At 73.0% G+C, this 25,410-nt stretch carries 22 protein-coding genes and 1 pseudogene; 13 read left to right on the forward strand and 10 right to left on the reverse strand.

Annotated elements, in window-relative coordinates; genetic code table 11:
- Window positions 1-17: 17 nt before the first annotated feature.
- A complete protein-coding gene (locus ACGFZ2_RS08120; RefSeq protein ID WP_393451330.1) occupies window positions 18-2,150 on the reverse strand; it encodes a transglycosylase domain-containing protein in 2,133 nt (710 codons plus the stop codon).
- 121 nt (window positions 2,151-2,271) lie between these two features.
- Between ACGFZ2_RS08120 and cobC the strand changes: the two genes are divergently transcribed.
- The 3 genes from cobC (at window position 2,272) to cobA (ending at window position 5,850) form a co-directional block, all read left to right on the forward strand.
- On the forward strand, window positions 2,272-3,441 hold the full coding sequence (cobC, locus tag ACGFZ2_RS08125; protein ID WP_393451333.1) for an Rv2231c family pyridoxal phosphate-dependent protein CobC: 1,170 nt from the start codon (window positions 2,272-2,274) through the stop codon (window positions 3,439-3,441).
- A complete protein-coding gene (gene cobT, locus ACGFZ2_RS08130; protein WP_393451476.1) occupies window positions 3,441-4,553 on the forward strand; it encodes a nicotinate-nucleotide--dimethylbenzimidazole phosphoribosyltransferase in 1,113 nt (370 codons plus the stop codon). The genes cobC and cobT overlap by 1 nt, the downstream gene beginning before the upstream one ends.
- A 64-nt stretch (window positions 4,554-4,617) precedes the next feature.
- Window positions 4,618-5,850, forward strand: coding sequence for a uroporphyrinogen-III C-methyltransferase (cobA, locus tag ACGFZ2_RS08135; RefSeq protein ID WP_393451336.1), 1,233 nt, complete (start codon window positions 4,618-4,620; stop codon window positions 5,848-5,850).
- Between the two features lie 156 nt (window positions 5,851-6,006).
- Here cobA and otsB read toward each other — a convergent pair whose 3' ends face one another.
- Together otsB and ACGFZ2_RS08145 are read right to left on the reverse strand one after the other, a co-directional pair.
- Window positions 6,007-8,571, reverse strand: a complete 2,565-nt coding sequence (gene otsB / locus ACGFZ2_RS08140; RefSeq protein WP_393451479.1) for a trehalose-phosphatase — start codon at window positions 8,569-8,571, stop codon at window positions 6,007-6,009.
- A 38-nt stretch (window positions 8,572-8,609) separates the two neighbouring features.
- Complete coding sequence (locus ACGFZ2_RS08145) at window positions 8,610-10,010, reverse strand: trehalose-6-phosphate synthase (RefSeq protein WP_350708526.1); 1,401 nt, start codon at window positions 10,008-10,010, stop codon at window positions 8,610-8,612.
- Window positions 10,011-10,331: 321 nt separating this feature from the next.
- On the opposite strand from ACGFZ2_RS08145, the gene ettA reads away from it, so the two are divergent.
- From ettA to ACGFZ2_RS08165, 4 genes are all read left to right on the forward strand, one after another.
- Window positions 10,332-12,008 (forward strand): energy-dependent translational throttle protein EttA, encoded by a 1,677-nt coding sequence (ettA, locus tag ACGFZ2_RS08150; protein ID WP_393260766.1) that lies wholly within the window; start codon window positions 10,332-10,334, stop codon window positions 12,006-12,008.
- A 1-nt stretch (window position 12,009) separates the two neighbouring features.
- The gene (locus ACGFZ2_RS08155) at window positions 12,010-12,456 is read left to right on the forward strand and encodes a thioesterase family protein (protein ID WP_357695622.1); all 447 of its coding nucleotides are present in this window, start codon (window positions 12,010-12,012) and stop codon (window positions 12,454-12,456) included.
- Entirely contained in the window at window positions 12,453-13,166 is a 714-nt protein-coding gene (locus ACGFZ2_RS08160; protein ID WP_393451339.1) for a hypothetical protein, read from the forward strand. Before ACGFZ2_RS08155 ends, ACGFZ2_RS08160 begins: the two co-directional genes overlap by 4 nt.
- A gap of 149 nt (window positions 13,167-13,315) precedes the next feature.
- On the forward strand, window positions 13,316-13,903 hold the full coding sequence (locus ACGFZ2_RS08165) for a YbjN domain-containing protein (RefSeq protein WP_350708519.1): 588 nt from the start codon (window positions 13,316-13,318) through the stop codon (window positions 13,901-13,903).
- Window positions 13,904-14,030: 127 nt separating this feature from the next.
- Here ACGFZ2_RS08165 and ACGFZ2_RS08170 read toward each other — a convergent pair whose 3' ends face one another.
- From ACGFZ2_RS08170 to ACGFZ2_RS08185, 4 genes are all read right to left on the reverse strand, one after another.
- Complete coding sequence (locus ACGFZ2_RS08170) at window positions 14,031-14,420, reverse strand: globin (protein WP_393261638.1); 390 nt, start codon at window positions 14,418-14,420, stop codon at window positions 14,031-14,033.
- Between the two features lie 91 nt (window positions 14,421-14,511).
- The gene (locus tag ACGFZ2_RS08175) at window positions 14,512-15,945 is read right to left on the reverse strand and encodes an MFS transporter (RefSeq protein ID WP_393451342.1); all 1,434 of its coding nucleotides are present in this window, start codon (window positions 15,943-15,945) and stop codon (window positions 14,512-14,514) included.
- A 231-nt stretch (window positions 15,946-16,176) separates the two neighbouring features.
- On the reverse strand, window positions 16,177-17,229 hold the full coding sequence (locus ACGFZ2_RS08180) for a mechanosensitive ion channel family protein (RefSeq protein ID WP_393451345.1): 1,053 nt from the start codon (window positions 17,227-17,229) through the stop codon (window positions 16,177-16,179).
- Window positions 17,230-17,448: 219 nt separating this feature from the next.
- Window positions 17,449-17,700 carry a hypothetical protein gene (locus tag ACGFZ2_RS08185; protein WP_393451348.1) on the reverse strand — a complete coding sequence of 84 codons (252 nt, stop codon included), beginning with the start codon at window positions 17,698-17,700 and terminating at the stop codon, window positions 17,449-17,451.
- Between the two features lie 397 nt (window positions 17,701-18,097).
- On the opposite strand from ACGFZ2_RS08185, the gene ACGFZ2_RS08190 reads away from it, so the two are divergent.
- From ACGFZ2_RS08190 to ACGFZ2_RS08200, 3 genes and pseudogenes are all read left to right on the forward strand, one after another.
- On the forward strand, window positions 18,098-18,397 hold the full coding sequence (locus ACGFZ2_RS08190; RefSeq protein WP_393260756.1) for a DUF6342 family protein: 300 nt from the start codon (window positions 18,098-18,100) through the stop codon (window positions 18,395-18,397).
- Window positions 18,398-18,614: 217 nt separating this feature from the next.
- A pseudogene (locus ACGFZ2_RS08195) lies at window positions 18,615-18,797 on the forward strand (GntR family transcriptional regulator); the annotation flags it as partial.
- Between the two features lie 354 nt (window positions 18,798-19,151).
- The gene (locus ACGFZ2_RS08200) at window positions 19,152-19,685 is read left to right on the forward strand and encodes an HNH endonuclease (protein ID WP_393451351.1); all 534 of its coding nucleotides are present in this window, start codon (window positions 19,152-19,154) and stop codon (window positions 19,683-19,685) included.
- A gap of 18 nt (window positions 19,686-19,703) precedes the next feature.
- On the opposite strand, the gene ACGFZ2_RS08205 is transcribed toward ACGFZ2_RS08200, so the two are convergent.
- The 3 genes from ACGFZ2_RS08205 to ACGFZ2_RS08215 form a co-directional block, all read right to left on the reverse strand.
- Window positions 19,704-20,576: a class F sortase gene (locus ACGFZ2_RS08205; RefSeq protein ID WP_393451354.1), complete on the reverse strand. Its 873-nt coding sequence runs from the start codon at window positions 20,574-20,576 to the stop codon at window positions 19,704-19,706.
- 12 nt (window positions 20,577-20,588) lie between these two features.
- On the reverse strand, window positions 20,589-21,065 hold the full coding sequence (locus ACGFZ2_RS08210) for a hypothetical protein (RefSeq protein WP_357695731.1): 477 nt from the start codon (window positions 21,063-21,065) through the stop codon (window positions 20,589-20,591).
- Between the two features lie 137 nt (window positions 21,066-21,202).
- Window positions 21,203-21,658, reverse strand: a complete 456-nt coding sequence (locus ACGFZ2_RS08215; protein WP_393260748.1) for an Lrp/AsnC family transcriptional regulator — start codon at window positions 21,656-21,658, stop codon at window positions 21,203-21,205.
- A 169-nt stretch (window positions 21,659-21,827) separates the two neighbouring features.
- On the opposite strand from ACGFZ2_RS08215, the gene ACGFZ2_RS08220 reads away from it, so the two are divergent.
- Genes ACGFZ2_RS08220 through ACGFZ2_RS08230 form a run of 3 tightly spaced genes read left to right on the forward strand, consistent with a single transcriptional unit; the run spans window position 21,828 to window position 25,388 of the window.
- Window positions 21,828-22,727: a tryptophan 2,3-dioxygenase gene (locus ACGFZ2_RS08220; RefSeq protein ID WP_393260745.1), complete on the forward strand. Its 900-nt coding sequence runs from the start codon at window positions 21,828-21,830 to the stop codon at window positions 22,725-22,727.
- Between the two features lie 19 nt (window positions 22,728-22,746).
- Window positions 22,747-24,054, forward strand: a complete 1,308-nt coding sequence (gene kynU, locus ACGFZ2_RS08225) for a kynureninase (RefSeq protein ID WP_393260742.1) — start codon at window positions 22,747-22,749, stop codon at window positions 24,052-24,054.
- The gene (locus ACGFZ2_RS08230) at window positions 24,051-25,388 is read left to right on the forward strand and encodes an FAD-dependent oxidoreductase (RefSeq protein WP_393451357.1); all 1,338 of its coding nucleotides are present in this window, start codon (window positions 24,051-24,053) and stop codon (window positions 25,386-25,388) included. The genes kynU and ACGFZ2_RS08230 overlap by 4 nt, the downstream gene beginning before the upstream one ends.
- Window positions 25,389-25,410: the final 22 nt, after the last annotated feature.

The raw sequence follows: 25,410 nt of genomic DNA on the forward strand, positions 1-25,410 counted from the left end.
GGGGCGGCGGGCGGTGGTCAGCCGACGATGCGGTCCGAGGGCGGGGTGAACTGGCGGGTCGGCTGCCCCTTGAGCGCGTCACGGAGGGTCTCCGCGACCGCGGCGATCGGGATCTGGGACTGGCCGTCACCGACCGCGTTGAACGGGTTGTCCGGGTCGGAGATGAAGCTCGCCGCCGCCAGTTCCGGGGTGTAGCCGACGAACCAGGCCGACCGGGTGCTGTCGGTGGTGCCCGTCTTGCCCGCGACCGGCCGGCCGACCGTGCCCCGCACGCTGTCCGCCGTCGACCAGCCGCCGCAGCTCCCGCGGGCCGGGGTGTCGCCGGTCGGGCAGCGGGCGGCGTCGGTGGCGGCCCGGGCCGCGTCGGCGTTCACCACCTGCCGGCAGCGCGGCTTGGCGACCTCGCGTTCGATCCCGGAGGCGGTCTTCCAGGTGGTCGGCGTGCCGTCCCGGTTGTAGATCGCCTGCACGGGGATCGCCTCGCAGTACCGGCCGTCCGCGGCGATCGCGGCGTACGCGTTCGCCATCTCCAGCGGGGTGGCGTCGGAGACGCCCAGGGTGAACGCGCCCCACGTCTTCGCCTTCGCCGGGGACGCGTGCTCCCGGTCGACGTCGGTGCGCCAGCGCAGCCCGAGCTGCTCGGCGAGGCGGACCGCCTTGTCGGCGCCGACCTGCTCCTCCAGCCACACGAAGTACGTGTTCACCGACTTGCCGAAGCCGGACCACATGGTCTGGTTCCCGGACATCGCGCCGCTGGCGTTGGACGGCGCCCAGCCGTTGTAGACCTCGGAGCGGTACCGGTACGGGGCGTTGAACGAGGTGGACAGCGGCAGGCCCGCGTTCAGCGCGGCCAGCATGGGGAACATCTTGAACGTCGAACCGGCCTGGTAGCCCGGCAGGTCACCGCCGCCGAGCAGGGGCGCCACCGTGTTGGGGTAGTTCGCCTTGATGTTCGGCCCGGCCTCCGGGTTGGAGCTGGGCGGGTTCTCGTCCAGCTTCAGCGAGTACGTCCGGTTCACCGCCATCGCCTTCACCCGTCCGGTGCCGGGCTCGGAGACCACGATGCCGTTGGCGAACGGGCTGCCGGTGTTCTCCTTGCTGCCGACGTTCTGCTCGGCGGCCGCCTGGATCTTCGGATCCATGCTGAGCACGATCCGGTAGCCGCCCCGGCGCAGCTTGTCCATCCGTTCCAGCCGGTTGTCCCCGAACGCGGGCTGCGCGCTCCACCAGTTCTTCAGGTAGTCGCAGGCGAAGCCCCAGCTGTTCCACTTCTCCGGCACCGACGCGCAGTCGTTCGGCGGGTAGGTCAGCTTCAGCCGGATCGGCTCGGTCTTGGCCTGCGCCACGTCATCGGGCGAGAGGTAGCCGAGCTGGCTCATCCGGTCCAGCACGTAGTTGCGCCGGCCGGTGGCGTCCTTCTGGTCCGAGCTGGCCGGGTCGTACTCGGACGGGGACTTCACCAGCCCGGCGAGGGTGGCCGCCTCGACCGGCGTGAGGTCCTTCGGGGGCTTGGAGAAGAAGATCTCGCTGGCCGCGTAGATGCCGTACGCCCGGTGCCCGAAGTAGGCGGAGTTGAGGTAGCGCTCAAGGATCTGCTCCTTGCTCAGCTCCTTCTCCAGGTCCAGCGCCATCCGCATCTCCCGGACCTTGCGCAGGCTGGTCTGCTGGGTGGCCTCCTGCACCTCCTGCGGCGTCTTCGCGCTGTCGCGCAGCGCCATCCGGACGTACTGCATGGTGAGGGTGGAGGCGCCCTGGGAGACGCCGCTGGAGCGGGCGTTGGCCACGAAGGCGCGGGCGACGCCCTTCGGGTCGACGCCCCGGTGCTGGTAGAAGCGGGTGTCCTCGGCGGCGACGATCGCCTGCTGCATGTTCGGCGAGATGTCCGCCAGCTTCGTGTACTGCCGGTACTCCTCGTAGAACATCGTCAGCACCGTCTTGCCGTCGGGCGCGTAGAGGTACGACGTCTCGGCCGGCAGCGCGGTGGTGAGGATCTTGGTCTTGTGCTCCATGGCGTGCGCCGTGACCTTCGCGCCGAGGCCGGTGGCGGCGGCCACCGGGTAGGCCACGGCGGCGACCACGATGCCGGCGATCAGCCCGGCGCGGAGAAGGGGAACGAGACGACCAGCGGCAGCAAGGGGTCGGTTGCTCACAGGGTCAAGTTATGACATTTCCGATTCGCACTTGAGAAATATTCATAAACGCCCGTGTGGTGACGCGCCCCACGCCGGGATCCGCTGTCCCGTGCGCCGCCTTCCCGGCAGGATCGCGGACATGCGTGGTCAGCCGACCGAGACCCTCCCCACCGCCGAGCCCGGACCCGACCCCGCGGGGCCCGCACCCGACCCCGCCCGGACCGGACCCGACCCGGCCGGGCCCGCACCCGACCCCGAGGGAAACGAGCCCGACCTCACCCACCACGGGGACGCCGAGGTGGGCGACGGGCTGGTCGACCTCGCCGTCAACGTGCGGCGGGACACCATGCCGGACTGGCTGGCCGACCCGGTCACCGCCGCCCTCGGCGACCTCGCCGCGTACCCCGACCCGGGGCCGGCGCGGGCCGCCGTCGCCGCCCGGCACGGGCGCCCGCCGGCCGAGGTGCTGCTGACCGCGGGCGCGGCCGAGGGCTTCGTGCTGCTGGCCCGGGCGCTGCGGGGCGTACGCCGGCCGGTGGTGGTGCACCCGCAGTTCACCGAGCCGGAGGCGGCGCTGCGCGCGGCCGGGCACCAGGTGGAGCGGGTGCTGCTCGACGCGGGCGACGACTTCCGGCTCGACCCGGCCCGAGTGCCCGCCGACGCCGACCTCGTCATGATCGGCAACCCGACCAACCCCACCTCCGTGCTGCACCCCGCCGCCGACCTGGCCGCGCTGGCCCGGCCCGGCCGGGTGCTGGTGGTCGACGAGGCGTTCGCCGACACCACGGTCGCGGCGGGGGCGGCCGGCGAACCGGAGTCCCTGGCCGCCCGACGGGACCTGCCCGGCCTGGTGGTGGTCCGCAGCCTCACCAAGACCTGGGGACTGGCCGGCCTGCGGATCGGCTACCTGCTCGGCGAGGCCGCGCTGCTGGAGCGGCTGGCCGCCGCCCAGCCGCTGTGGGCCGTCTCCACCCCGGCCCTGGCCGCCGCGTCGGCCTGTGCCACGCCCGTCGCGGTCGAGGCCGAGCGCGCCATCGCCGCCCGGCTCGCCGCCGACCGCGCGCACCTGGTCGCCCGCCTGTCGGCCCTGCCCGGCGTACGCGTCGCCGGCCGGCCCGCCAGCGCGTTCGTGCTCGTCCACCTGCCCGGGGCCGCCCAGGTGCGGGCCGCCCTGCGGCAGCGCGGCTGGGCGGTGCGCCGGGGCGACACGTTCCCCGGTCTCGGGCCGGACTGGCTGCGGATCGCCGTGCGCGACCCGGCCACCACCGACGCGTTCACCGAGGTACTGGCGGAGATCCTGGAGGCATGATGCTGGAGACCACGATCGCGGCGATCCGGCCGCCGGACGAGCCGGCGATGGCCGCCGCCCGGGAGTCGCAGGGGCGCCTGACCAAGCCGGCCGGTTCGCTCGGCGCCCTGGAGGAGCTCTCCGTACGCCTCGCCGGCCTGGCCGGACACTGCCCGCCGCCGCTGCCGGAGCCGGCCGCGGTCGCGATCTTCGCCGGCGACCACGGCGTGCACGCCCAGGGGGTGACCCCCTGGCCGCAGGAGGTCACCGCGCAGATGATCGGGAACTTCCTGGCCGGCGGGGCGGTGGTCAACGCGTTCGCCCGGCAGGCCGGCGCCTCCGTCACCGTGGTCGACGTCGGCGTGGCCACCCCGCTGCCGGTCCCCGACGCGCCGGCGGCCGACCCCGCCGGGGCGGGCGCCACCGGAGCCGCGCCGGCCCGGGACGTGCCCCGGCTGGTCGCGGCGAACGTCCGACCCGGCACCCGGGACCTGGCGGTCACGGCCGCGCTCACCCGGGACGAGGCCCGGGCGGCGGTGGAGACCGGCATCCGGGTGGCCGGCGAGCTGGTCGACGCGGGCGCGGGCATCCTGCTCACCGGGGACATGGGCATCGGCAACACGACGCCGGCCGCCGCCCTGATCGCCGCGTTCGCCGGCATCGACCCGGCGGAGACGACCGGGCGGGGCACCGGGGTCGACGACCCCACGTACGCCCGCAAGGTGGAGGTGGTGCGCACCGCGCTGCGCCGGCACGCCCCCGACCCGGCCGACCCGCTGGGCGTGCTGGCCGCCGTCGGTGGCCTGGAGCACGCCGCCCTGGCCGGACTGATCCTGGGCGCCGCCGCCCGACGGACCCCGGTCCTGCTGGACGGGGTCATCGCGGTCTCCGCGGCCCTCGCCGCGGCGGCCCTCGCCCCGCACGCCGTGGCCGCCATGGTGGCCGGGCACCGCTCCGCCGAGCCGGGCGCCACCGTCGCGCTGCGCCGGCTGGGGCTGGAGCCGCTGATCGACCTGGGGCTGCGCCTCGGCGAGGGCACCGGCGCGCTGCTCGCGCTGCCGGTGGTCACCGGCGCGGTCCGGGTGCTGCACGAGGTCGCCACCTTCGACTCGGCGGGGGTGGCCGAGAAGTGAGCGGGCGAACCATCCGGATCAGTGGCGTGGCGCCCCGCGCCGGGGAGCGGAGCGAGGGGGCGGCGTGAGCGACAACCCGTACCCCCTGGGCCTGCGGCTCGCCGGCCGGCGGGTGGTCGTGGTGGGTGGGGGAACGGTGGCCACCCGCCGCGTGCCCGCCCTGCTCGACGCCGGCGCGGACGTCTTCCTCGTCGCGCCGGAGCTGACCCCGGCGCTGCGGTCGCACGTCGACGCCGGACGGCTGCACTGGGCGCCGCGCCGGTTCACCCCCGGCGACCTGGACGGCGCGTGGCTGGTCCAGGTCGCGGTCGACGACCCGCTCGCCGCCGCGTCGGTCAGCGCCGCCGCCGCCGAGCGCCGCATCTTCTGCGTACGTGCCGACGACCGGGCCGCCGCCACCGCCTGGACCCCGGCGGTGACCCGGCACGGGCCGGTGACCGTGGCGGTGCTCGGCGGCGGCGACCCGCGCCGGGCGATGGCCGTCCGCGACGCGATCCGCGACCTGCTGGATGTAAGGAAGGGCCCCCTACTAACGCCTGCGGTAGAGGAAGGGACCCTTCCTTACACCCGAGCCGGGCGGGTGGCGCTCGTCGGGGCCGGGCCCGGCGACCCGGAGCTGATCACCGTCAAGGGTTGGCGGCTGCTCACCGAGGCGGACGTGGTGGTCGCCGACCGGCTGGTGCCGGGGTTGCTCCTCGACGAGCTGCGCGCCGACGTGGAACTCGTGGACGCCTCGAAGATCCCGTACGGGCCGTCCCGGGCCCAGGAGGAGATCAACCGGATCCTGGTGGACCGGGCGCTGGCCGGGAAGTTCGTGGTGCGGCTCAAGGGCGGCGACCCGTACGTCTTCGGCCGGGGCGGCGAGGAGCTGCTGGCCTGCGCGGCGGCGGGCGTGCCGGTGACCGTGGTGCCCGGCGTGACCAGCTCCGTCGCGGCACCGGCCGCGGCCGGCATCCCGGTCACCCACCGGGCGGTGGCCCACGAGTTCACGGTGGTCTCCGGGCACGTCGCACCCGACTCGCCGGCCTCCCTGGTTCGCTGGGACGCGCTGGCCGGGCTGCGCGGCACGCTGGTCGTCCTGATGGGGCTGAAGAACCTCGCCGCGATCACCGCGACGCTGGTCGCGCACGGCCGCCCGGCCGAGACGCCGGCCGCGGTGGTGCAGGAAGCGACGACCGGCTCACAGCGGGTGCTCCGGTCGACCCTGGCGGACGTCGCCGCCGACGCGGTCGCCGCGAACCTTCGTCCCCCGGCCGTCGTGGTCATCGGCAACGTGGTCGACGCCCTCCGCACCTGAATTCCCCGCCCCTGCAGCGCTCGTTGATCATGAAGTTGTTGTCGCGACACGCCGAGGCGGGCGGTAACAACTTCATGATCGACCCGGGGGTGGGGGAAGAGAGACGACGACGGCCGGAGCACGGGGCTCCGGCCGTCGTCGGGTGAACTGGTCAGGTCACTGCTTGAGCATGTTGTCCAGCAGCAGGGCGCAGCGGATCAGGCCGAGGTGGCTGTACGCCTGCGGGTGGTTGCCCAGCCCGCGCTCGGCCAGCGGGTCGTACTGCTCGGGGAGCAGGCCGGTCGGGCCGGCGGTGTCCACCATCTGCGCGAACAGCTCCTCGGCGTCGGTACGCCGCCCGGTGCGCAGGTACGCCTCGATCAGCCACGCGGTGCAGATGTGGAAGCCGCCCTCGCGCCCCGGCAGGCCGTCGTCCCAGTGGTAGCGGTAGACGACCGGGCCGCTGCGCAGGTCCGCCTCGATCCGCAGCACCGTGGAGAGGAAGCGCGGGTCGTCGCCGGGGAGCAGGCCGGACAGCCCGATCCACAGCGACGAGGCGTCCATGTCCTCGTCCCCGTACGCGACGCTGTACGCCTCGACGGTCTCGTGCCAGCCGTACTCCAGCACGTTGGCGCCGATCCGGTCGCGCAGCTCCACCCACTCCGGCCGGTCCTCGCCGCCGTGCTGGCGTACGACGTGCAGTGCCCGGTCGACGGTCATCCAGCACATGACCTTGGAGAAGATGTGGTGCCGCGGGGGGAGGCGGGCCTCCCAGATGCCGTGGTCGGGCTCGTGCCAGCGGCGGCGGACCGCCTCGACCATGTTCTCCAGCACCCGCCACTCGTCCTCGCGGACCGAGCCCCGGGCGTCGGCGACGGCGGCGATCAGGTCCGCGATCGGGCCGAAGACGTCGAGCTGGAGCTGGTGGTTGGCGAGGTTGCCGACGCGGACCGGCCGGGAGCCGGCGTAGCCGGGCAACGTGTCGATGACCGCCTCGGCGCCCAGCTCGTAGCCGTCCACGGTGTAGAGCGGGTGCAGCCGCTCCGGGTGCCCGCCGGTGCGCTCGATGCACCCGTCGACCCAGCGCAGCAGCGCCTCGGCCTCCTCGATCGAGCCCAGGTCGACCAGCGCCCGCGCGGTCATCGCCGCGTCCCGCAGCCAGCAGTAGCGGTAGTCCCAGTTGCGGACGCCGCCCAGCTCCTCGGGCAGCGAGGTGGTCGCGGCGGCGAGGATCGAGCCGGTGGCCTCGTGGCAGAGCCCCCGCAGGGTCAGCGCACTGCGGGCCACCATGTCCCGCGCGGTGTTGGGCAGCCGGAGCGAGGCGACCCAGTCCTTCCACGGCTGCTCGGCGAGGGCCTGCCGCTCGTGGACCGGCAGCCGGTGGTGTTCCAGGCTGTGCGTGGCGAAGCGCAGCTCCAGCACGACCTGCCCGCCGGCGGCGGAGAGGTCGACGACCGCCTTGGCCGTCTCGTAGTTGCCGCCGTCGCTGCTGACCTGCCACTCGACCCCGGGGGAGTAGAGCGCGACCGGCTCGTTGGAGCCGAGCACCAGCAGGCCGTCGTCGAGCGGCTGCAACTGCACCGCGACCTGGCCGAACTCGGGCCGGGGCGCGAACTCCAGCCGGACCCGGCCGGAGCCGGTGAGCACCCGGACGAGGGTCGAGTCGCCGGTGATGACGGCCGGGCCGTCGGGTGTGGTCTCGGTGGCCGGCTTGTCCAGCCAGTCGGTGACGGTCAGGCCCGACCACCGGGTCTCGACGGTCATCGTGCCCGAGCGGTAGCGCTGGCCGAGCGGGATGCCCCCACGCTCGGGGGCGACGCTGAAGTGCCCGGCCGGGCTGCCGCCGACGAGGTCGGCGAAGATCGCCGCCGAGTCCGGCTTGGGGTGGCAGAGCCAGGTGATCTTGGCCTCGGGGGTGAGCAGCGCCACGGTGCGGCCGTTGGCCAGCATCGAGTGCCGCTCGATCGGCACCGCCCGCTCGCCGAAGAGCCAGTGCCGGCGGGTCTCGAGCAGCAGGCCGAGGGCCCGGGCGGCTTCGATCGGGTCGGCCACCCGGTAGTCGGCCTGGGTGTCGCCGGGGCCGATCTTGATGCCGACGTCCGGCCCGTGCAGGTTGCCGAAGGCGTTCTCGTCGGTGACGTCGTCGCCGATGAAGAGCACCGCGCTGGCGGAGAGCTGGGTGCGCAGCTGGTCGACGGCCGTGCCCTTGTGGGTGGCGACCACCGACAGCTCGATGACCTCCTTGCCCTGGGTGACGGTGACGTCCGCCCAGGTGGCGGGGCCGGTGCGGACCGCCTCGATGGCGGCGGCGGCGACCTGCGGGTCGACCCCGCGGGTGTGCACCGCGACGCTCGCCGGCTTGCGTTCCAGCCGGATGCCCGGGTGGGCCGTGGCGATCTCGCGCAGCGCGTCGCGCAGCCGGGTGCGCACGGCGATCAGCTCGGGGGAGAGCCGCTCGACGAAGCCGATGTCGAACTCGGAGCCGTGGCTGCCGACCAGGTGCACCTCGCTGGGCAGCCGGGAGAGCGCGGCCAGGTCGCGCAGGGCCCGCCCGGAAACCACCGCCACGGTGGTCTGGGGCAGGGCGGCCAGCGCCCGGACGGCGGCCACCGACTCCGGCAGCGGGACGGCCTTGCTCGGGTCCTCCACGATCGGCGCCAGGGTGCCGTCGTAGTCGCAGGCGATCAGGAGCTGTGGCACCCGGGCGATCCGGCCGATGGCGGCGCGCAGCTCAGGGTCCATCGTGCCCGCCGCGGGCGTGACGATGTCGCTGACGGCGTTCACGCTTCCTCCGCCTCGGGCACACCGAGCTCGGTGAGGAAGGACTTGGCCCAGTGCCCCACGTCGTGGGCGCGTAGATGGCGTTGCATAGTCCGCATTCTGCGGCGGGCCTCCGGCTTCTCGACATGCACGGCCCGCAGCAGGGCGTCCTTGACCGCGTCGGGGTCGTGCGGGTTGCACAGGAACGCCTGACGCAGCTCGGTGGCCGCGCCGGCGAACTCACTGAGCACGAGCGCACCACCCTGGTCGGCGCGTGATGCGACGTACTCCTTGGCCACCAGATTCATTCCGTCTCGGAGCGGGGTCACCATCATCACGTCGGCAGCGGCGTACATCGCGGCCAGTTCAGTGCGACTGTACGACTGATGCAGATAATGCACCGCCGGCACGCCGACCCTGCCGAATTCGCCATTAATCCGACCAACTTCCCGCTCTACCTTGACGCGAAGCGCCTGGTAGTGCTCGACCCGCTCGCGGCTGGGCGTGGCCACCTGCACCATAACCGCGTCCGGGACTGTCAACTTTCCGTCAGCGAGCAACTCGCGGAAGGCCTTGAGCCGCAACTCGATGCCCTTGGTGTAGTCGAGCCGGTCGACGCCCAGGATGATCGTCTTCGGGTTGCCCAGCTCCTCGCGGATCTCCTTCGCGCGGGCCTGGATCGCCGGGTCCGCGGCCAGCCGCTCCATCTCCTTGGTGTCGATCGAGATGGGGAACGCGCCGGCCTTCACCTGGCGGCCGTCGACCTGGATCATCTGGCCCTCGTAGCGCAGCCCGAGCAGGTGCCGGGCCAGCCGGACGAAGTTCTGCGCGGCGAGCCGCTGCTGGAACCCGACCAGGTCCGCGCCGAGCAGGCCGCGCAGGATCTCGGTGCGGAACGGCATCTGCATGAACAGCTCGATCGGCGGGAACGGGATGTGCAGGAAGAAGCCGATCCGCAGGTCGGGCCGCAGCTCGCGGAGCATCGCCGGGACGAGCTGGAGCTGGTAGTCCTGGACCCAGACCGTCGCCCCCTCGGCCGCGACCTCCGCCGCGGCCTCCGCGAAGCGGGCGTTGACCAGGCGGTACGCCTCGCGCCAGCGGCGCTTGTAGGCCGGCGTCTCCACCGCGTCGTGGTAGAGCGGCCAGATCGTCGCGTTGGACTGGCCCTCGTAGTAGCGCTCCAGCTCCTCCGCGCTCAGCGGCACCGGGTGCAGCCGGATGCCCTCCAGGTCGAAGGGCTCGGGGGCGGCGCCGGTGCCGCCGGCCCAGCCGACCCAGGTGCCCTGGTGCTCGGCGAGGACGGGGTGCAGCGCGGTCACCAACCCCCCGGGGCTGCGGCGCCACTGCCGTCCCTCGGGTGTGCTCACCTCGTCGACCGGTAGCCGGTTCGCCACTACGACAAAGGAGCTGCGGACGGTCACGTTCGGCCACCTCCGGGTGCTGACGGGTCAACCGCGAATGAGCGTACTGAGCCTAGCTGCGGCGTCTGGGGCCCCGTGCCGGAGTCACCTACCCGGTCCACGTCGGCGCAACCCCGTACGTGATCTTGTCGACAGTGCCGGTCGGCGGCGGCGACGCGGCGCGCCCGGCCGGCGGGGCGGGGTGATGTGGGCGCGGCGGCGCGTACCTGTCAGGATTGACGACGGCGTGCGTGCGGCCGGCCAGCGGCCGGCGGCGGCGGACGGAAGTCGCAGCCCGCGCCCGCCGGCCCCCAGTCGCAACCTACGGAGGTAGCCCGCACCGTGGCCCAGTACATCTACGTCCTGGAAAAGGCGCGCAAGGCGCACGGCGACAAGGTCGTGCTCGACAACGTGACGCTGAGCTTCCTCCCGGGGGCCAAGATCGGTGTGGTCGGCCCGAACGGCGCCGGTAAGTCCAGCCTCCTCAAGATCATGGCAGGGTGGGACCGGCCGAGCAACGGCGAGGCCCGGCTCATGCCCGGCTACACCGTGGGCATGCTGGCCCAGGAGCCGCCGCTCAACGACGCCAAGACCGTCCTCGGCAACGTCGAGGAGGCGGTCGCCGAGATCAAGGCCAAGCTGGAGCGGTTCAACAAGATCGCCGAGCAGATGGCGACCGACTACTCCGACGAGCTGATGGAGGAGATGGGCCGGCTCCAGGAGGAGCTGGACAACGCCGACGCGTGGGACGTCGACTCCAAGCTCGAGCTGGCCATGGACGCGCTGCGCTGCCCGCCGCCGGACGCCGACGTCACCAAGCTCTCCGGTGGCGAGCGCCGCCGGGTCGCGCTCTGCAAGCTGCTGCTGGAGGCGCCCGACCTGCTGCTGCTCGACGAGCCCACCAACCACCTGGACGCGGAGAGCGTGCAGTGGCTGGAGCAGCACCTGGCCAAGTACGCCGGCACGGTCATCGCGATCACCCACGACCGGTACTTCCTCGACAACGTGGCCGGCTGGATCCTGGAGCTGGACCGCGGTCGGGCCATCGGCTACCAGGGCAACTACTCCACCTACCTGGAGAAGAAGGCCGCCCGGATGGCCGTCGAGGGGCGCCGCGACGCCAAGATGAAGAAGCGCCTCGACGAGGAGCTGGAGTGGGTCCGCTCCAACGCCAAGGCCCGGCAGACCAAGTCCAAGGCCCGGCTCGAGCGGTACGAGGAGATGGCCACCGCGGCGGAGCAGACCCGCAAGCTGGACTTCGAGGAGATCCAGATCCCGCCGGGTCCCCGCCTGGGCAGCACGGTGATCGAGGTCAACGGCCTGGTCAAGGCGTTCGGCGACCGGGTGCTGATCGACGGCCTGTCGTTCTCGCTGCCGCGCAACGGCATCGTCGGCGTGATCGGCCCGAACGGCGTCGGCAAGACCACCCTGTTCAAGACCATCGTCGGGCTGGAGGAGCCGACCTCCGGCTCGGTGAAGGTCGGCGACACCGTCTCGCTGTCGTACGTCGACCAGAGCCGGGCCGGCCTGGCGGGGGACAGTACGGTCTGGGAGACGGTCTCCGACGGGCTGGACCACCTGCTGGTCGGCAAGGTCGAGATGCCGTCCCGGGCGTACATCGCGGCGTTCGGCTTCAAGGGCCCGGACCAGCAGAAGCCGACCAAGGTGCTCTCCGGCGGCGAGCGCAACCGGCTCAACCTGGCGCTGACGCTGAAGATCGGCGGCAACGTGATCCTGCTCGACGAGCCGACCAACGACCTCGACGTCGAGACGCTCGGCAGCCTGGAGAACGCGCTGCTGGAGTTCCCCGGCTGCGCCGTGGTCATCTCCCACGACCGGATGTTCCTCGACCGGGTCGCCACGCACATCCTGGCCTGGGAGGGCGACGACGAGAACCCGGCCAAGTGGTTCTGGTTCGAGGGCAACTTCGAGGCGTACGAGAAGAACAAGATCGACCGGCTCGGCGCCGAGGCGGCCCGCCCGCACCGGGTGACCTACCGCAAGCTGACCCGCGACTGACGTGGCGGACCGCTTTGTCTACCACTGCACCCTGCGGTGGTCGGACCTGGACGCGTACGGCCACGTCAACAACTCGCGCTTCCTCACCCTCTACGAGGAGGCGCGGGTGGCGTTGATGTTCGCCGGCGGCCGGGCGTGGGGCGTGGGCTCGCTCGCCGACGGGGTCGTGATCCGTCGGCACGAGGTCGACTACCTGCGCCCGGTCGACTACGCCCTCGGCCGGGCCACCGCCGAGGCGGCTCCGACGGTGCGCATCGAGCTGTGGGTGGAGGAGATCCGGGCCGCGTCCTTCACGGTCGCCTACGAGCTGTACGACGGCGACGTGCTGGCCAGCCGGGCCCGCTCCGTGCTGGTGCCGTTCGACCTGACCCGGCAGACGCCCCGGCGGGTCAGCCCGGAGGAGCGCGAGTTCCTGCTCTCGTACGCGCCGCGGCTCGGGCCGGCATGACGGGGGCCGGGGGACCGGCCCCCACTCCGGCGGGCGCGGCCGGCGGCGGGCACGGGATCGTGGACGCGGCCGACGCGGGAGCCTTCCTCGCCCGCCTGGTGCGGCTGGACCGGGACGCGCCGGTGCGGCTGCGGCCGACCGGCGTGGCGGGGCGTACGGCCCTCTGGGGGCACCTGCCGTGGGGGGTGCTGGTCGTCCGCACCGTGGCCGGCGACGGCCCCGGCGACGTCACCGTCGGGGCCGGCGAACTCCTCGCCGAGCTGGCGGCCGGCGGTGGGGCGCTGCCCCGGCGCCGGGACGAGCGGTGGCGCTGGCCGCTGCCGCCCCCGGCCAGCCGACGGGTGGAGACGCTGCCGGCGGGGGAACTGCGGCGGATCGCCGCGGCGGCGGCGGGCACCCTGCGCGACGCCGCCGCGCACGGCGTGGCCGGCCGGGCGGTCGGCCAGCGGGCGCTGCGCGACGCGCTGCTCGACCACGTGCCGGTGGTCGTCACCCCCGACGACCCGCCCGGCGAGCCGGTCGAGGTGACCCAGCGGATGGTCCAGGGGTTGGTCCGGATGGGCTTCCTGGGCGCCGCCGGGGAGGCTGCCGGCGCGACCGGCGCGGGCGACGTCCAGGTGCGCACGGTCGGCCGTTGGGTCGGACTTGTGGGACCATACGGAGCGATCTGGTCGCAGAAGGCTACGGATCTTTCCGTCCGGCCCCTCTGAGGTCATCCGTTCGGATGACCCATGGTCATTCTTCTGTCCTGGGGCTGTCGTTGGGGGGGTGCTTCAACCCGGCTGTCCGGGTACCGTCCATCCTCGGATCCAACGCACCGTAGGCGGCTGGATCCGCTGGGGAGTGAGGTGCGCGAACGATGCCGTGGTGGTCATGGCGCCCCGGTCCCGCCAACGGCGGCGGCGATCCGGACAGTCGGAGCGGGATCACAGTGGAGGGCACCGTCCGGGTCGGACCACCGGCCCCCCGTCAGCCGGGAGACGACTGCCCGGCGGCCGAGCGGCCCGTGATGGCGGACATGCCGGCCACCGTCGAGCCGGTCACCCTGCGCCGTGTCTGCGACGCGCTCGACCTGCTCGACGTGCGCTACCTGGCCGACGGCGACGGGAACCTGCTGGCCATGTGGGAGCGGCACGCGGTGCTGGTCACCCTGGAGGGCCCCGAGGACGAGATCCTGGTGATGCGGGCCCGTCCACACGCGACGGTGCCGCCCGACTGGGCCGACCGGGCCTACCGGGTGGTCAACGAGTGGAACCACACCCGCCGCTTCTGCAAGGCCTACATCGGCGACCCGACGGAGCGCGGGCAGTTGCCGATCTACGCGGAGCTGCAGGTGCCGTTCGGCGCCGGGGCGCACGACGCGCTCCTGGTCGAGATGCTCGACTGTGGCGCGGCGGTCGCCACCAGCTTCGTCGACTGGCTGCACGACGAGGGTGCCCTGCTCTGAGCCGAGGCGGCCGTGCTGCGAGCGAAGGCGGCCGTGCTGCGAGCCGAGGCGGCCCTGCGCCGAGCCGGGGCCGTCCCGGCTGACGCGGCTCGCCCCGAGCCGACCCCCGCGCCCACCTGGCGCGCGGTCAGGCGGGCCCGGCCGGGTCCTCCATCATGTTGACCATGAAGTACGCGGCCCGCTCCAGGTAGTCCCAGAACGCGGTGGCGATCTCCGGCGGCAGGTCGAGCCGGTCGACGGCGCGGCGCATGTGCAGCAGCCACGCGTCCCGCTCGGCGGCGCCGATCCGGAACGGCGCGTGGCGCATCCGCAGCCGGGGGTGCCCGCGCTGGGCGGAGTACGTGTGCGGGCCGCCCCAGTACTGCATGAGGAACAGGGCCAGTCGGTCCGCGGCGGGGCCGAGGTCCTCCTCGGGATACATGGGGCGCAGCAGCGGGTCGGTGGCGACCCCGGCGTAGAACTCGTCCACCAGCTTGCGGAAGGTGGGCTCGCCGCCCACCGCCTCGAAGAGGGTCATCGACGCGCCGGGACGGTCGGACTCACCTGCGGCATTCACCGTTCCATCCTGCCAGGTGCCATCCGGGGCGTCGGGGGGTGGCGGCTGTGCGTCAGCTCACCGCGTGCCGCTGGTAGCCCGGCTCGCCCGGCCGGCCGCCCACCGGGTCGCCGTCGAGCTGCTCCGACGGACCGCGCCGGCCGTCCCCCGACGGGCCCGTCTCCGTACCGGCACTGCCGGCCAGCGGGACCGCCGTGCCCGCTGTCGCCCTGCCCGCCGCCTCGGCCGCCGCGACGGCCGCGTCGACGGCCGGCTGGCTCGGCCAGCGCAGGGCGGTGAGCGCCATCAGCAGGACGCCGACCGCGCTCCACACCCCGACCACGATCGGGATCGGGTAGCGCTCGGACAGCAGCCCGGTGATCAGGACGGCCAGGCCCTGGATCACCTGGAGGCCGGTGGCCATCACCCCGAAGGCGCGCGCCCGGAAGCCGGTGGGCAGGGCCCGGACGAAGAGGCCGTTGGCCACCGGGAGCATGCCGGCCACCGCGAACCCGGAGGCCGCGGCGAGCAGCGCCACCACCAGCGGTGGCGGGTCGAGCAGGGCCGGCACCAGGGCCAGCGGGGAGAGCACCGCCAACGGCCGCATCATGGTCAGCCGCCGGTCCGGCCCGAACGCCCGGCTCATCACGAGGCCGCCGACGATGAAACCGACGGGGCTGGCCGCCATGATGATCGCCTGGGCGGCGCCGGCGTCCAGAGGACCGGCGTGCTCGCTGGCCCAGGCGGCGGCCAGGCCCTCCGGCACCACGGAGAAGAGCATGGCGGCGAAGACCAGGACGGCGATGGCCCGCAGCACCGGGGTGCCGAACACGATCTGGAAGCCCTCGGCGGTCTCCCGCAACAGGTGGCTGCGGTGCGCGGCGGTCATCGCCGGTGGGCGGTCCGCCACCCCGAAGCGGACCAGCGCGGCCGACAGGGCGAACGTCGCCGCGTTCACCAGGAGCGCGGCCGTGGGGCTGAAGGCGGCGATGGCGGCGCCCGCGAGGTAGCCGACGACCTGGGCGGCCTGGCCCACGCTGCTGTTGATCGACAGCCCCAACACCAGCCGGTCCCCGGTGAGGATCAGGGGGATCAGCGCGGACTTGGCGGCCTGGCTGGGTGGGTTGGCCAGGGTGGTGGCGAAGAGCAGGGCCAGGATCAGCGGGACGGGCATGCCGGGGATGGCGATGCCGACCATCAGCACCATCCGGACGAGGTCGCAGACCACCATGACCTGCCGGTAGCGGTGCCGCTCCGCGAGCGTCGCGAGCAGGGGGCCGCCGACCAGCCAGGGCAGGTAGCTCACCGCGAACGCGGCCGCGGAGAGCGCGACCGACCGGGTCGCCTCGTAGACCAGCAGGGTTACCGCGGCCTTGGCGATGTAGTCGCCGATCCAGGAGAGAGCGCTCGCCGCGAAGACGGCGCGGTATTCGCGATCGGCGAACACCTCACGGAAGGTTGCCGGCCCTTCCGGGGATGGTCGCTGGTCGGGCACCGTCGCCTCCATCGTTCCCGGGGCGGTCCACTCGTGATGGACGGGCCCGGGAACCGTCGTCAGATTCACGGATCAGCGAGGACGTGATCACGCTCTGGGGGAGCGCGTGCACCGGATTCTGCCCGATCGTCTGACAACTGGCTAGGGCGAACGGATTGATCGTCGCATCTCCGACTGAACGAACGGACGATACCCGAGGGGCCGCCCGGACCGCGACCCCCGCCGATGGCCTTCCCGGCCGGCTCAGGTCGCGCCGCCCTGCCCGGTCTCGCCGGGGGCGGCGATCGGCACGCCGGGATAGAGCCGGGCGGCCGCGATCTTCGCGGTGATGCCCGAGTTCTCCAGCGCCTCGGCCAGCCGGCGCCGCAGCTCCCGGCCGACCGCGAACTGCCCGTCGGCGGTCGTCTTGACCACCGTACGGATCACTGCGCCCTCGACCGTCATCTGCTCGACGCCCAGCACCTCGGGCGGCTCGACGATCTCCGGCGCCAGCTCCGGGTCCACCGCCACCGAGGCGGCCGCGGTCCGCAGCACCGCCGTGGCCTGCTCGGTGCCGGCGAAGCCGATCGGCAGGTCCACCACGACCAGGGCCCAGCCCTGGCTCTTGTTGCCCACCCGGACGATCTCGCCGTTGCGGATGTACCAGAGCACGCCCCGCCCGTCGCGGACCGTGGTGACCCGCAACCCGACCGACTCCACCACGCCGGTCGCCTCGCCGAGGTCCACCGTGTCGCCGACGCCGTACTGGTCCTCGATCAGCATGAACAGGCCGGCGAGTAGGTCCTTGACCAGGCTCTGCGCGCCGAAGCCGAGCGCCACGCCCGCGATGCCGGCGCTGGCGAGCAGCGGGGCCAGGTCGAAGCTGAACTCCTTGAGCACCATCAGCACCGCGATGCCGAAGATGAACGCCGTGCTGAGGCTGCGCAGCACCGACCCGATCGCCTCGGCCCGCTGGCGGCGCCGCTCCGGGACGAACTCGCCCGGCTCCGCGGCAGCGGTGGGGATCCGCTCGCGCAGGGGCCGCAGCATGGTGGGCACGCCCGCGTCGGTGGTGGTACGCACCAACCGGCTGATCGTCCGGTGCACCAGCCACCGGGCGGCGACCGCCAGCAGCAGGATCATGACGATCCGCAGCGGCTTGAGCAGGATCCAGTAGCTGCCCTCGGCGAACCACACCGAGTTGGTGATGTCGAAGACGCTCCGGCAGAGCGCGTCGTCCAGGCAGGTCGGCGACGGGTCCGGCGCCGGCGCCTCGACGGCGGGCAGGGCGAGCGGCAGGAGGCTGGCAGCGGTCACGCTGTCTTCGTACCGCACCGGGGGCCTCGCATTCCCGCCGACCCTCCGGGCCGTGACCGGGGCCCCGCGCGATGCCGGGTCACGCCGGCCGTACGAGGGCGAACCGGTCATCGTGGCGGACGGGGGAAACGCTTCCGGAGGGACCCCGGATGAGTACGTGCGATCCCCGGTTGGCGATGGTGCATGGGCGGCCCACCCTCGGCGACCCGGGGAAGCTGTCTAACCAGGCCGCCCCGCCGGTCCTTCTTCGGCATCCAGTCCGAAATGTTCGACGGAACGCCGCAACTGTTGCACGGCGTGCAGTTCTCCGTGAATGACGTCGAGGCGCCGCAGCACTATCCTCCATGCCCAACACCTCACCGCGGCGCAATCCCTCACCAGTTCCTGGCCAGGTAGCCGCGCGGAACGTCCGGGCGCCACCTCGACAAGCTTGAGCACCTGATTCTCGTTCGGCACCATTTCGGTGCCCATGATATTCAGCGCAGGAATTGCTTGAGGCTCATGTCGTCGAGAGGATTGTCGGTGAGTGCCTTATCGGTAACGGCCGCGTTGGGCTCGATCCGCGATGGCGAGGGTGAAGCAGTGGTCACTGCCTGAGAGGGCGGTTTCGGGGGGCGTTTGTCTGGGGGGTGGCCGTAAATTAGGGGTCCCGGGCGGGGAGGGCGCGTCAGCCCGCAACCACTCGCGACGGTCATACCGCCACCTTCCCTGAGCCCCTGATCGGGTCCTGACTGCATCACCTTTAACTGGCGGTAACCAAGCTATTAATCGGCTCGGCAATATAGCCGACACTCGCGGTCGTCTATATAAGCCATAGGCTTGCCCTCGAACGCGGGAAATTCTCGCGAGTCAGGGAAGGGAGACTTCGATGCCGGATGTGGACTTGGGCGTGGCCACGGACTGGGACGAGGGTGACACCCATGGGCGAATCATGCTGCGGCAGAATCAGTGCTACCCGAACTCACCCAAGCGGGACGTGTTGATCAGCTCCCCGGTCAGCATCGAGTTGTCGGTGAACACCAACCACAGCACCAGCCAGGAGGCCGACAAGATTTTCTTCACCACCCACCACGGAAGCCAGAAGAAGATCATTGCCGTGCTGGATTCCGACGGCAATCTGCAGATCGCCGGCCGCGTCACGGAAATGCAGACGAATCTGCAGTACTGATAACGACGCGAACGTGACACCACGGGAGCGCCCGCACCGGCGGGTGCTCCCGTGCCATGCCGGGCGGGTCTGTCGAGTTGATGGAGCGTCGGCCGGCGCGGCGTGCCGCGGCACCCCACCGGAGCGCTCCGCCGGTCCTGGAGGGCGGACCCGTTCCACGGGGTGTGGGACGAAGGTGACGTGATGGCGGAGGGCCGGTGCTGGTTGCGCTACGCGATTGACGGAGGACCCGGAGGCCCGCATCGCTCACGGGGCGCCGCTGCCGCCGTATCGGCGACCGGCCGGCATCCTTGCCGCCCGGATCGAGCGCGGCGACTGGCAGCCCAACCGGGCGATCCCGTCCGAGTCTCAGTTGGTGCCGGAGTGCGGCCCTGCGCGGGCGCCCGTGCGGCGAACGATGCTTCCCGCTTCACGTCAGGCCCTTCAGTGATCTTGAGCTACCTTGATCAAATTTACGAATTCCAATGTGTATTCATGATCATCGGACGCGGATCCGGCGGGACCGAGTTTGAAAATCGGGCGTGAACGTCGACGGGATTGGAGGAGTCCGCCCCTGCTCAGGGGGTGGATCTGCCGGTTTCCGGGTGATGCCTACCTGGCTTCCGACATTAGTACGTGCAATCCGGGGGCCGATCAGGGACGATGGGCGCACGGACGTCGGTGATCCGGCCGGCGTCGGCCGCGGTGGGTCGCTGTGCCCGTTCCCGGTCGGCGGTGGTGAGTGCGGGGCCGCTGAACCGGGAGGGTGATCGCGATGCCTGACATACGACCCACGGTGGGCTCCGGTGCGCTGGTCCTCAACGCCACCTACGAGCCGCTGTGTGTCGTGTCCGTGCGTCGTGCCGCCATCCTCGTGCTCTCCGCCAAGGCGGTCTGCGTCGCCGACGGCGACGGCGTCCTGCACAGCGCCCGCAACGCGCTGCCGGTGCCGTCGGTCGTCCGGCTCACCCGCTTCGTGCGGGTGCCCTACCGCACCCACGTCGGGCTCTCCCGGCGGGCGATCTTCGCCCGGGACGGCTGGCGCTGCGCCTACTGCCGGGGTCCCGCCGAGACCATCGACCACGTCTTCCCGCGCAGCCGTGGCGGCCGGCACGCCTGGGAGAACGTCGTCGCGGCCTGCGCCCGGTGCAACCACACCAAAGGCGACAAGACCCCGGCCGAGCTGGGCTGGCGGCTGCACGCGCTGCCGGCCGCCCCGAAGGGCACCGCCTGGCGGGTCCTCGGCCACCGGGCGCCCGACCCCCGTTGGGCCGACTGGCTCGACCTGTGTGAGTCCGAGGCCGCCTGACCCGCGAGGCCGCCCCGGTCAGGCGGTGCGGGATCGGACGAGGGACGCGAAGACCACCACGTTGTCGGCGTAGCCGGTCTCCCCGCCGACCCAGCGCCCGCCACAGGTGATCAGGCGTAGCCGGGGGCGGCTGAAGTCGCCGAAGACCTCGTCGACGGGCAGCCGCTCCTTGCCGAAGCGCTCGACCGTGTCCACCTCGAAGACCGCCACCGACCGGTCCGCGCGGGTGATCTCGATGGGGTCGCCCTCCCGCAGGTCCCGCAGCTTGTGGAAGACCGCCGGCCCGGTCGAGGTGTCGACGTGCCCGACGATGACGGCCGGGCCGTACTGCCCGGGGGTCGGGCCCTGGTCGTACCAGCCGGCCTCCTGAGCGCGGGCGGCGTCCGGCACGCCGATGCTGCCGTCCGGGGCGATGCCGACGTCGTGTACGGGCGCCCGGACGTCGATCGGGTCGATGGTGATGTCGACGGGAGGGCTGGCGGGCAGCACCGGGAACTTCTTCGGCGGTGGCCGCAGCCCCGCGATGAACCGGTCCGGCAGCACGCTCACGCCGGCGACCCGCTCCACGGCGAGCATCGCGATGATCAGCATCATCAGCGTCCCGATCACCAGGACCGGGAGCCCGGGGTTCCGGCCGGGAGCCAGCCGGCGACCGGCGGCAACCCAGCGGTGCCGGGGTCGGGCGGGCAGCGGCCCGACCGCCGGGTCGGTGGTGGCGACGCTGGCCGAGACCGTCTCCCCGGCCACCCGCCGCAGCCGGCGGGCGGTGGCGGCCGCGGCCCGGCGGGACGCCTGCAGCGCCCGCCGGGTGGTCGCCCGGACCCGGCCCGGATCGGATCGCCTGACCCGGCCCGGATCGGATCGCCTGGTACGCCTCTGGGAGCGGGCCATGGCGGCGGCGGGTCAGGAACCGGTCCCGGTCCGACGACGGTTGCCGAGGAATCCGAAGCCCACCGCCAGGGCCACCGCGGCGAGGCCGCCCACCAGTAGCACCGAGCCGGTGCCCGTGCCGCCGGCGGTGCCGCCGCCCCCGGTCGCCGGCCCCTTCGTGGGCTGCTCCATGTTCAGCACCGTGAGCGTGGTCGTCGCGGTGTTGCCGTTGTCGCAGCGCAGGTCGACCGGGAAGTCCCCGGGCTGCTTGTTGCCCGGGATCGTGGCCTGGGCGGTCAGGAAACCGTTGTCGGGCCGCAGCACCACCGGTCCCCCGAAGGCGTCGGAGCGTACGGTGGCCTGGCGGTTGTTGGCGTTGTCGCAACTGGCCCGGATCCTGACCCGGGTGCCGGCCTGGGCGCTGTTGGGCACCACCTCGACGAAGGTGTTCTCGCCCGCCCGCGCGGGCGCGATCGTGATCAGGACGAACGCCCCGACCAGGCCCAACACGGACAGGGCGCTGGTCAGGGCACGTGTGAACGCTGTGAACACCGGCATGATCCCCCCTTCCGGTGACGATCACCGGAATCCTCCCCGGGTAACAGCGCCTGCTTTCCCGCTGGCCCCGGGGCAAACCCGGATCGCGGTCAGCGGTGGCGGGGGGAGGAGGACAGCGGCGTGACGGGGTGCCAGTCCAGCGGCGTGGACAGGACCATCGTGCTGGACGGCTGGCCGTACGGGGCGAGCCGGTCGATGACGGCCTCGAACTCCCCGATCGACCCGGCCGCCACCTTCAGCATGCTGCACGCGTCGCCCGTGATGCGGTGGATCTCCAGGATCTCCGGCCACCCCGCCACCTCGGGGTCGTGCAGGATGCACCGCGAGCCGTAGCAGGACATCCGGATGAACGCGACCACCGTGCGGCCGGCCCGGGCCAGGTCGACGTGGGCGTGGTAGCCGGTGATGATCCCGGCCTCCTCCAGCCGGCGCACCCGCTCGGCCACGGCCGGCGGCGACAGGTGCACCCGCCGGGACAGCTCGCTGAAGGAGAGGCGCGCGTCGGCCTGCAACTCCCGCAGCAGCGCCCAGTCCATGTCGTCCATGAGGCGACCTTACTTTCTCCAAGCCGAATCGCGCTCGCACCTTCCGCGCCGCAGGTCGGAGGGCGGAAGAGCCGTCGATCCGGCATTCCGTCTGCCCGTTCCACCGCGAGATCATGTCGGTCACCCGGCCCGGCCAGGCCGGCGCACCCCAGCGAGCAGAGGAGGACCGGTGGAGCAGACGGACCTGCGGGAGCCCACCCGGGCGGCGGTACGCCCGGTCACCCCGCGGCAGCGCGCCGCCCGGGCGGCCCGCAACGGCGGGGAGCCGACCCTGGAGTTCGCCGAGCGGGTGCCGTACGACGCGTACGTGCAGGCCAGCACGCTGCACCGGTTGCAGCGACCGCTGAGCGACGACCCGGGCGAGATGTCCTTCCTGATGGTCAGCCAGATCATGGAGCTGTACTTCGGGCTGACCTGCCACGAGCTGCGCGAGACCCAGCGGCTGCTGCGCGCCGACCGGGTGTGGGACGCGCTGGCCCCGCTGCGCCGCGCCGCCCTGCACCTGGAGGCGCTGAACGCCGCCTGGAAGGGGCTGCGCTGGATGACCCCGGCCGACTTCAACCGGTTCCGCAACCTGCTGGGCGAGGGCTCCGGCTTCCAGTCGGCGATGTACCGGCACCTGGAGTTCCTGCTCGGGCTCCGGGACGAGGCGCTGATCCGGCCGTTCCGGCGCCAGGCCGAGGTGCACGCCGAGCTGCGGGCCACCCTGGCCGCGCCGAGCGTCTGGGACGACGTGCTCGCGCTGCTCGCCCGGCACGGCCACGACCTCCCGGCCGACCTGCTGGACCGGGACGTCGCCGTCGAGCACGAGCCGCACGCCGCCGTCGAGGCGGCCTGGGTGCGGATCTACGCCGACGCCGGGCCGGACAACCACCTCCGGCTGCTCGGCGAGGCGCTGACCGAGGTCGCCGAGCAGTTCGGCGACTGGCGACAACACCACGTCAAGGCGGTGCAGCGCACAATGGGCGCCAAGGTCGGCAGCGGCGGCTCCGCCGGACTGGCGTGGTTGCAGCGCAGCATGGCCCGGGTGGTCTTCCCCGAGCTGTGGTCGGCCCGGACCGCGATGTGACCGGAGAGCGAGACACCCCATGAACACCCCCGCACCAGACTCTTCCGGGTTCGCCGTCGGCGAGGCCGAGGCGCACCGCCGCGACGCCGCCGACCCCGGGCACCGCCACCTGTTCCACGTGCCGCCGGCCGACGGCGGGCGCTACCCCGAGGCCGCGTACCTGGCCGGCAACTCCCTCGGCCTGCAACCGCGGGCCACCCGTGGGGAGCTGCTCGCCGACCTGGACGCGTGGAGCCGGCTGGGGGTCGAGGGCCACCTGGAGGCGGAGCGCCCCTGGCTGCCGTACCACGAGCTGCTGACGGCGCCCGCCGCGCGACTGGTCGGCGCCGCCCCGGCGGAGGTCGTGGTGATGAACTCCCTGACGGTGAACCTGCACCTGCTGATGGTCAGCTTCTACCGGCCGGCCGGGGCGCGGACCCGGATCGTCATCGAGGACAGCGCCTTCCCCTCGGACAGCTACGCCGTGCGCAGCCAGGCCCGCTTCCACGGCCTGGACCCGGACGCCACCGTCGTCCGGCTGCGCCCCCGCGACGGCGAGGACACCCTGCGCACCGAGGACGTGACCGACTACCTGGCCGCCGAGGGCGACCGGGTGGCGCTGGTGCTGCTCGGCGGGGTCAACTACCTCACCGGCGAGCTGATGGACATCCCCGCGATCACCGCCGCCGGCCGCGCGGCGGGGGCCGTGGTCGGCTGGGACCTGGCGCACGCCGCCGGCAACGTCCCGCTGGCCCTGCACGACTGGGACGTCGACTTCGCCGCCTGGTGCTCCTACAAGTACCTCAACTCCGGGCCTGGCGCGCTGGCCGGCGTGTTCGTGCACGAGCGGCACCTGGGCGACCCCGGGCTGCCGCGCTTCGAGGGCTGGTGGAGCACCGACGCGGCGACCCGGTTCGAGATGACCCCGGTCTCCCGCCCGCCGGCCACCGTGGAGGCGTGGCAGGTCTCCAACCCGCCGATCTTCGCGATGGGTCCGGTGCGGACCTCGCTGGAGCTGTTCGACTCCGTCGGCATGCCGGCGCTGCGCGAGCGAAGCATCCGGCTCACCGGCTACCTGGCGGGACTGCTCGACGGGGTGACCGCGGACCGCCCGCTGACCGTGGTCACCCCGCGCGAGCCCGAGCGGCGGGGCTGCCAGCTCTCGGTGCGGATCGGCGCGGGCAGCGCCGCCGGGCTGGCCAAGCGGCTGCGGCACGAGCACGGCGTCATCGCCGACGCCCGGGAACCGGACATCATCCGGTTCGCCCCGGTGCCGCTCTACTCCACGTACCACGACTGCTGGCGGGTCGCCGACGCGCTGGCCACCACGGTGGAGGTCAAGTCATGACCGAGGAACGGGACGAGATCGCGGTGGTCGGCGCCGGCCTGGCCGGCTGTCTGCTGGCCTGCTTCCTGGCCCGCCGCGGCTACCAGGTGGCGCTCTACGAGCGGCGGCCCGACCCGCGTACCGGCACCGTCGAGCGGGGACGCTCGATCAACCTGGCGCTCTCCGAGCGGGGCCTCGACGCGCTGCGCCGCATCGGCCTCGACGGGCAGGTGCTCGCCGACGCGCTGCCCATGCGCGGCCGGATGGTCCACCCGGTCGACGGGGAGCCGCAGTTCCAGTCGTACAGCGCCTCCGGCGACCGGGCGATCAACTCGATCAGCCGGGGTGCGCTGAACAACGCCCTGCTGGACGCGGCCACCGCCCTGCCCGGGGTGCGGATCGCCTTCGACCACCGGCTGGTCGGGCTCGACCCGGCCACCGGCGAGATGACCTTCGAGACCCCGGCGGGCAAGGTCGCGGCCAGCGCGTCGGTCGTGCTCGGCGCCGACGGCGCCGGCTCGGCGGTGCGCGGGCAGTTGCTGGCGTACGGGCTGCTGACCGAGAGCCTGGACTTCCTCGACTACGGCTACAAGGAGCTGACGATCCCGCCGTTGGGCGGGGACTTCGCCCTCGACCCGGACGCGTTGCACATCTGGCCGCGCGGCACCTCGATGATGATCGCCCTGCCGAACCCGGACCGCTCGTTCACCTGCACGCTCTTCTGGCCCACCCACGGCACCGCCAGCTTCGCCTCGCTGGGCAGCCCCGCGGCGATCGAGCGGCACTTCGCCGAGCACTACCCGGACCTGCCGCCGCTCGCCCCGAACCTCGTCGACGACTACCAGCACAACCCGGTGGGCGTGCTCGGCACCGTGCGCTGCACGCCGTGGCAGGCGGACGGGCGGGTCGGCCTGCTCGGCGACGCGGCGCACGCCATCGTCCCGTTCTACGGCCAGGGCGCCAACTGCGCCTTCGAGGACGTCGTCGAGCTGGACCGCTGCCTGGACGAGTGCGCCGACGACTGGTCCGCGGCGCTGCCGCTGTTCCAGCAGCGGCGGCAGGCCAACGCCGAGGCCATCGCGCGGATGGCGCTGGCCAACTTCGTGGAGATGCGGGACAGGGTGGCCTCCCCGCTGTTCCAGGCCGGCCGGAAGGTCGAACACGCGCTGGAACGGGCGCTGCCGGGCCGGTACGTTTCCCGGTACGAGCTGGTGTCCTTCTCGACCACCCCGTACGCCGAGGTGGTGCGCCGCGTCCGCCGGCAGCACCGGGTGCTCGGGGCGGTCGCCGCCGGCGCGGCGGCGCTGCTGGCCGGCGCGGTCGGCGTGGCGATCAACCGAGGGAGGCGTCGATGACCGTCACCTGGGATCCCCGGCT

This window comes from Micromonospora sp. NPDC048063, assembly GCF_043202855.1.
Classification (GTDB): domain Bacteria; phylum Actinomycetota; class Actinomycetes; order Mycobacteriales; family Micromonosporaceae; genus Micromonospora.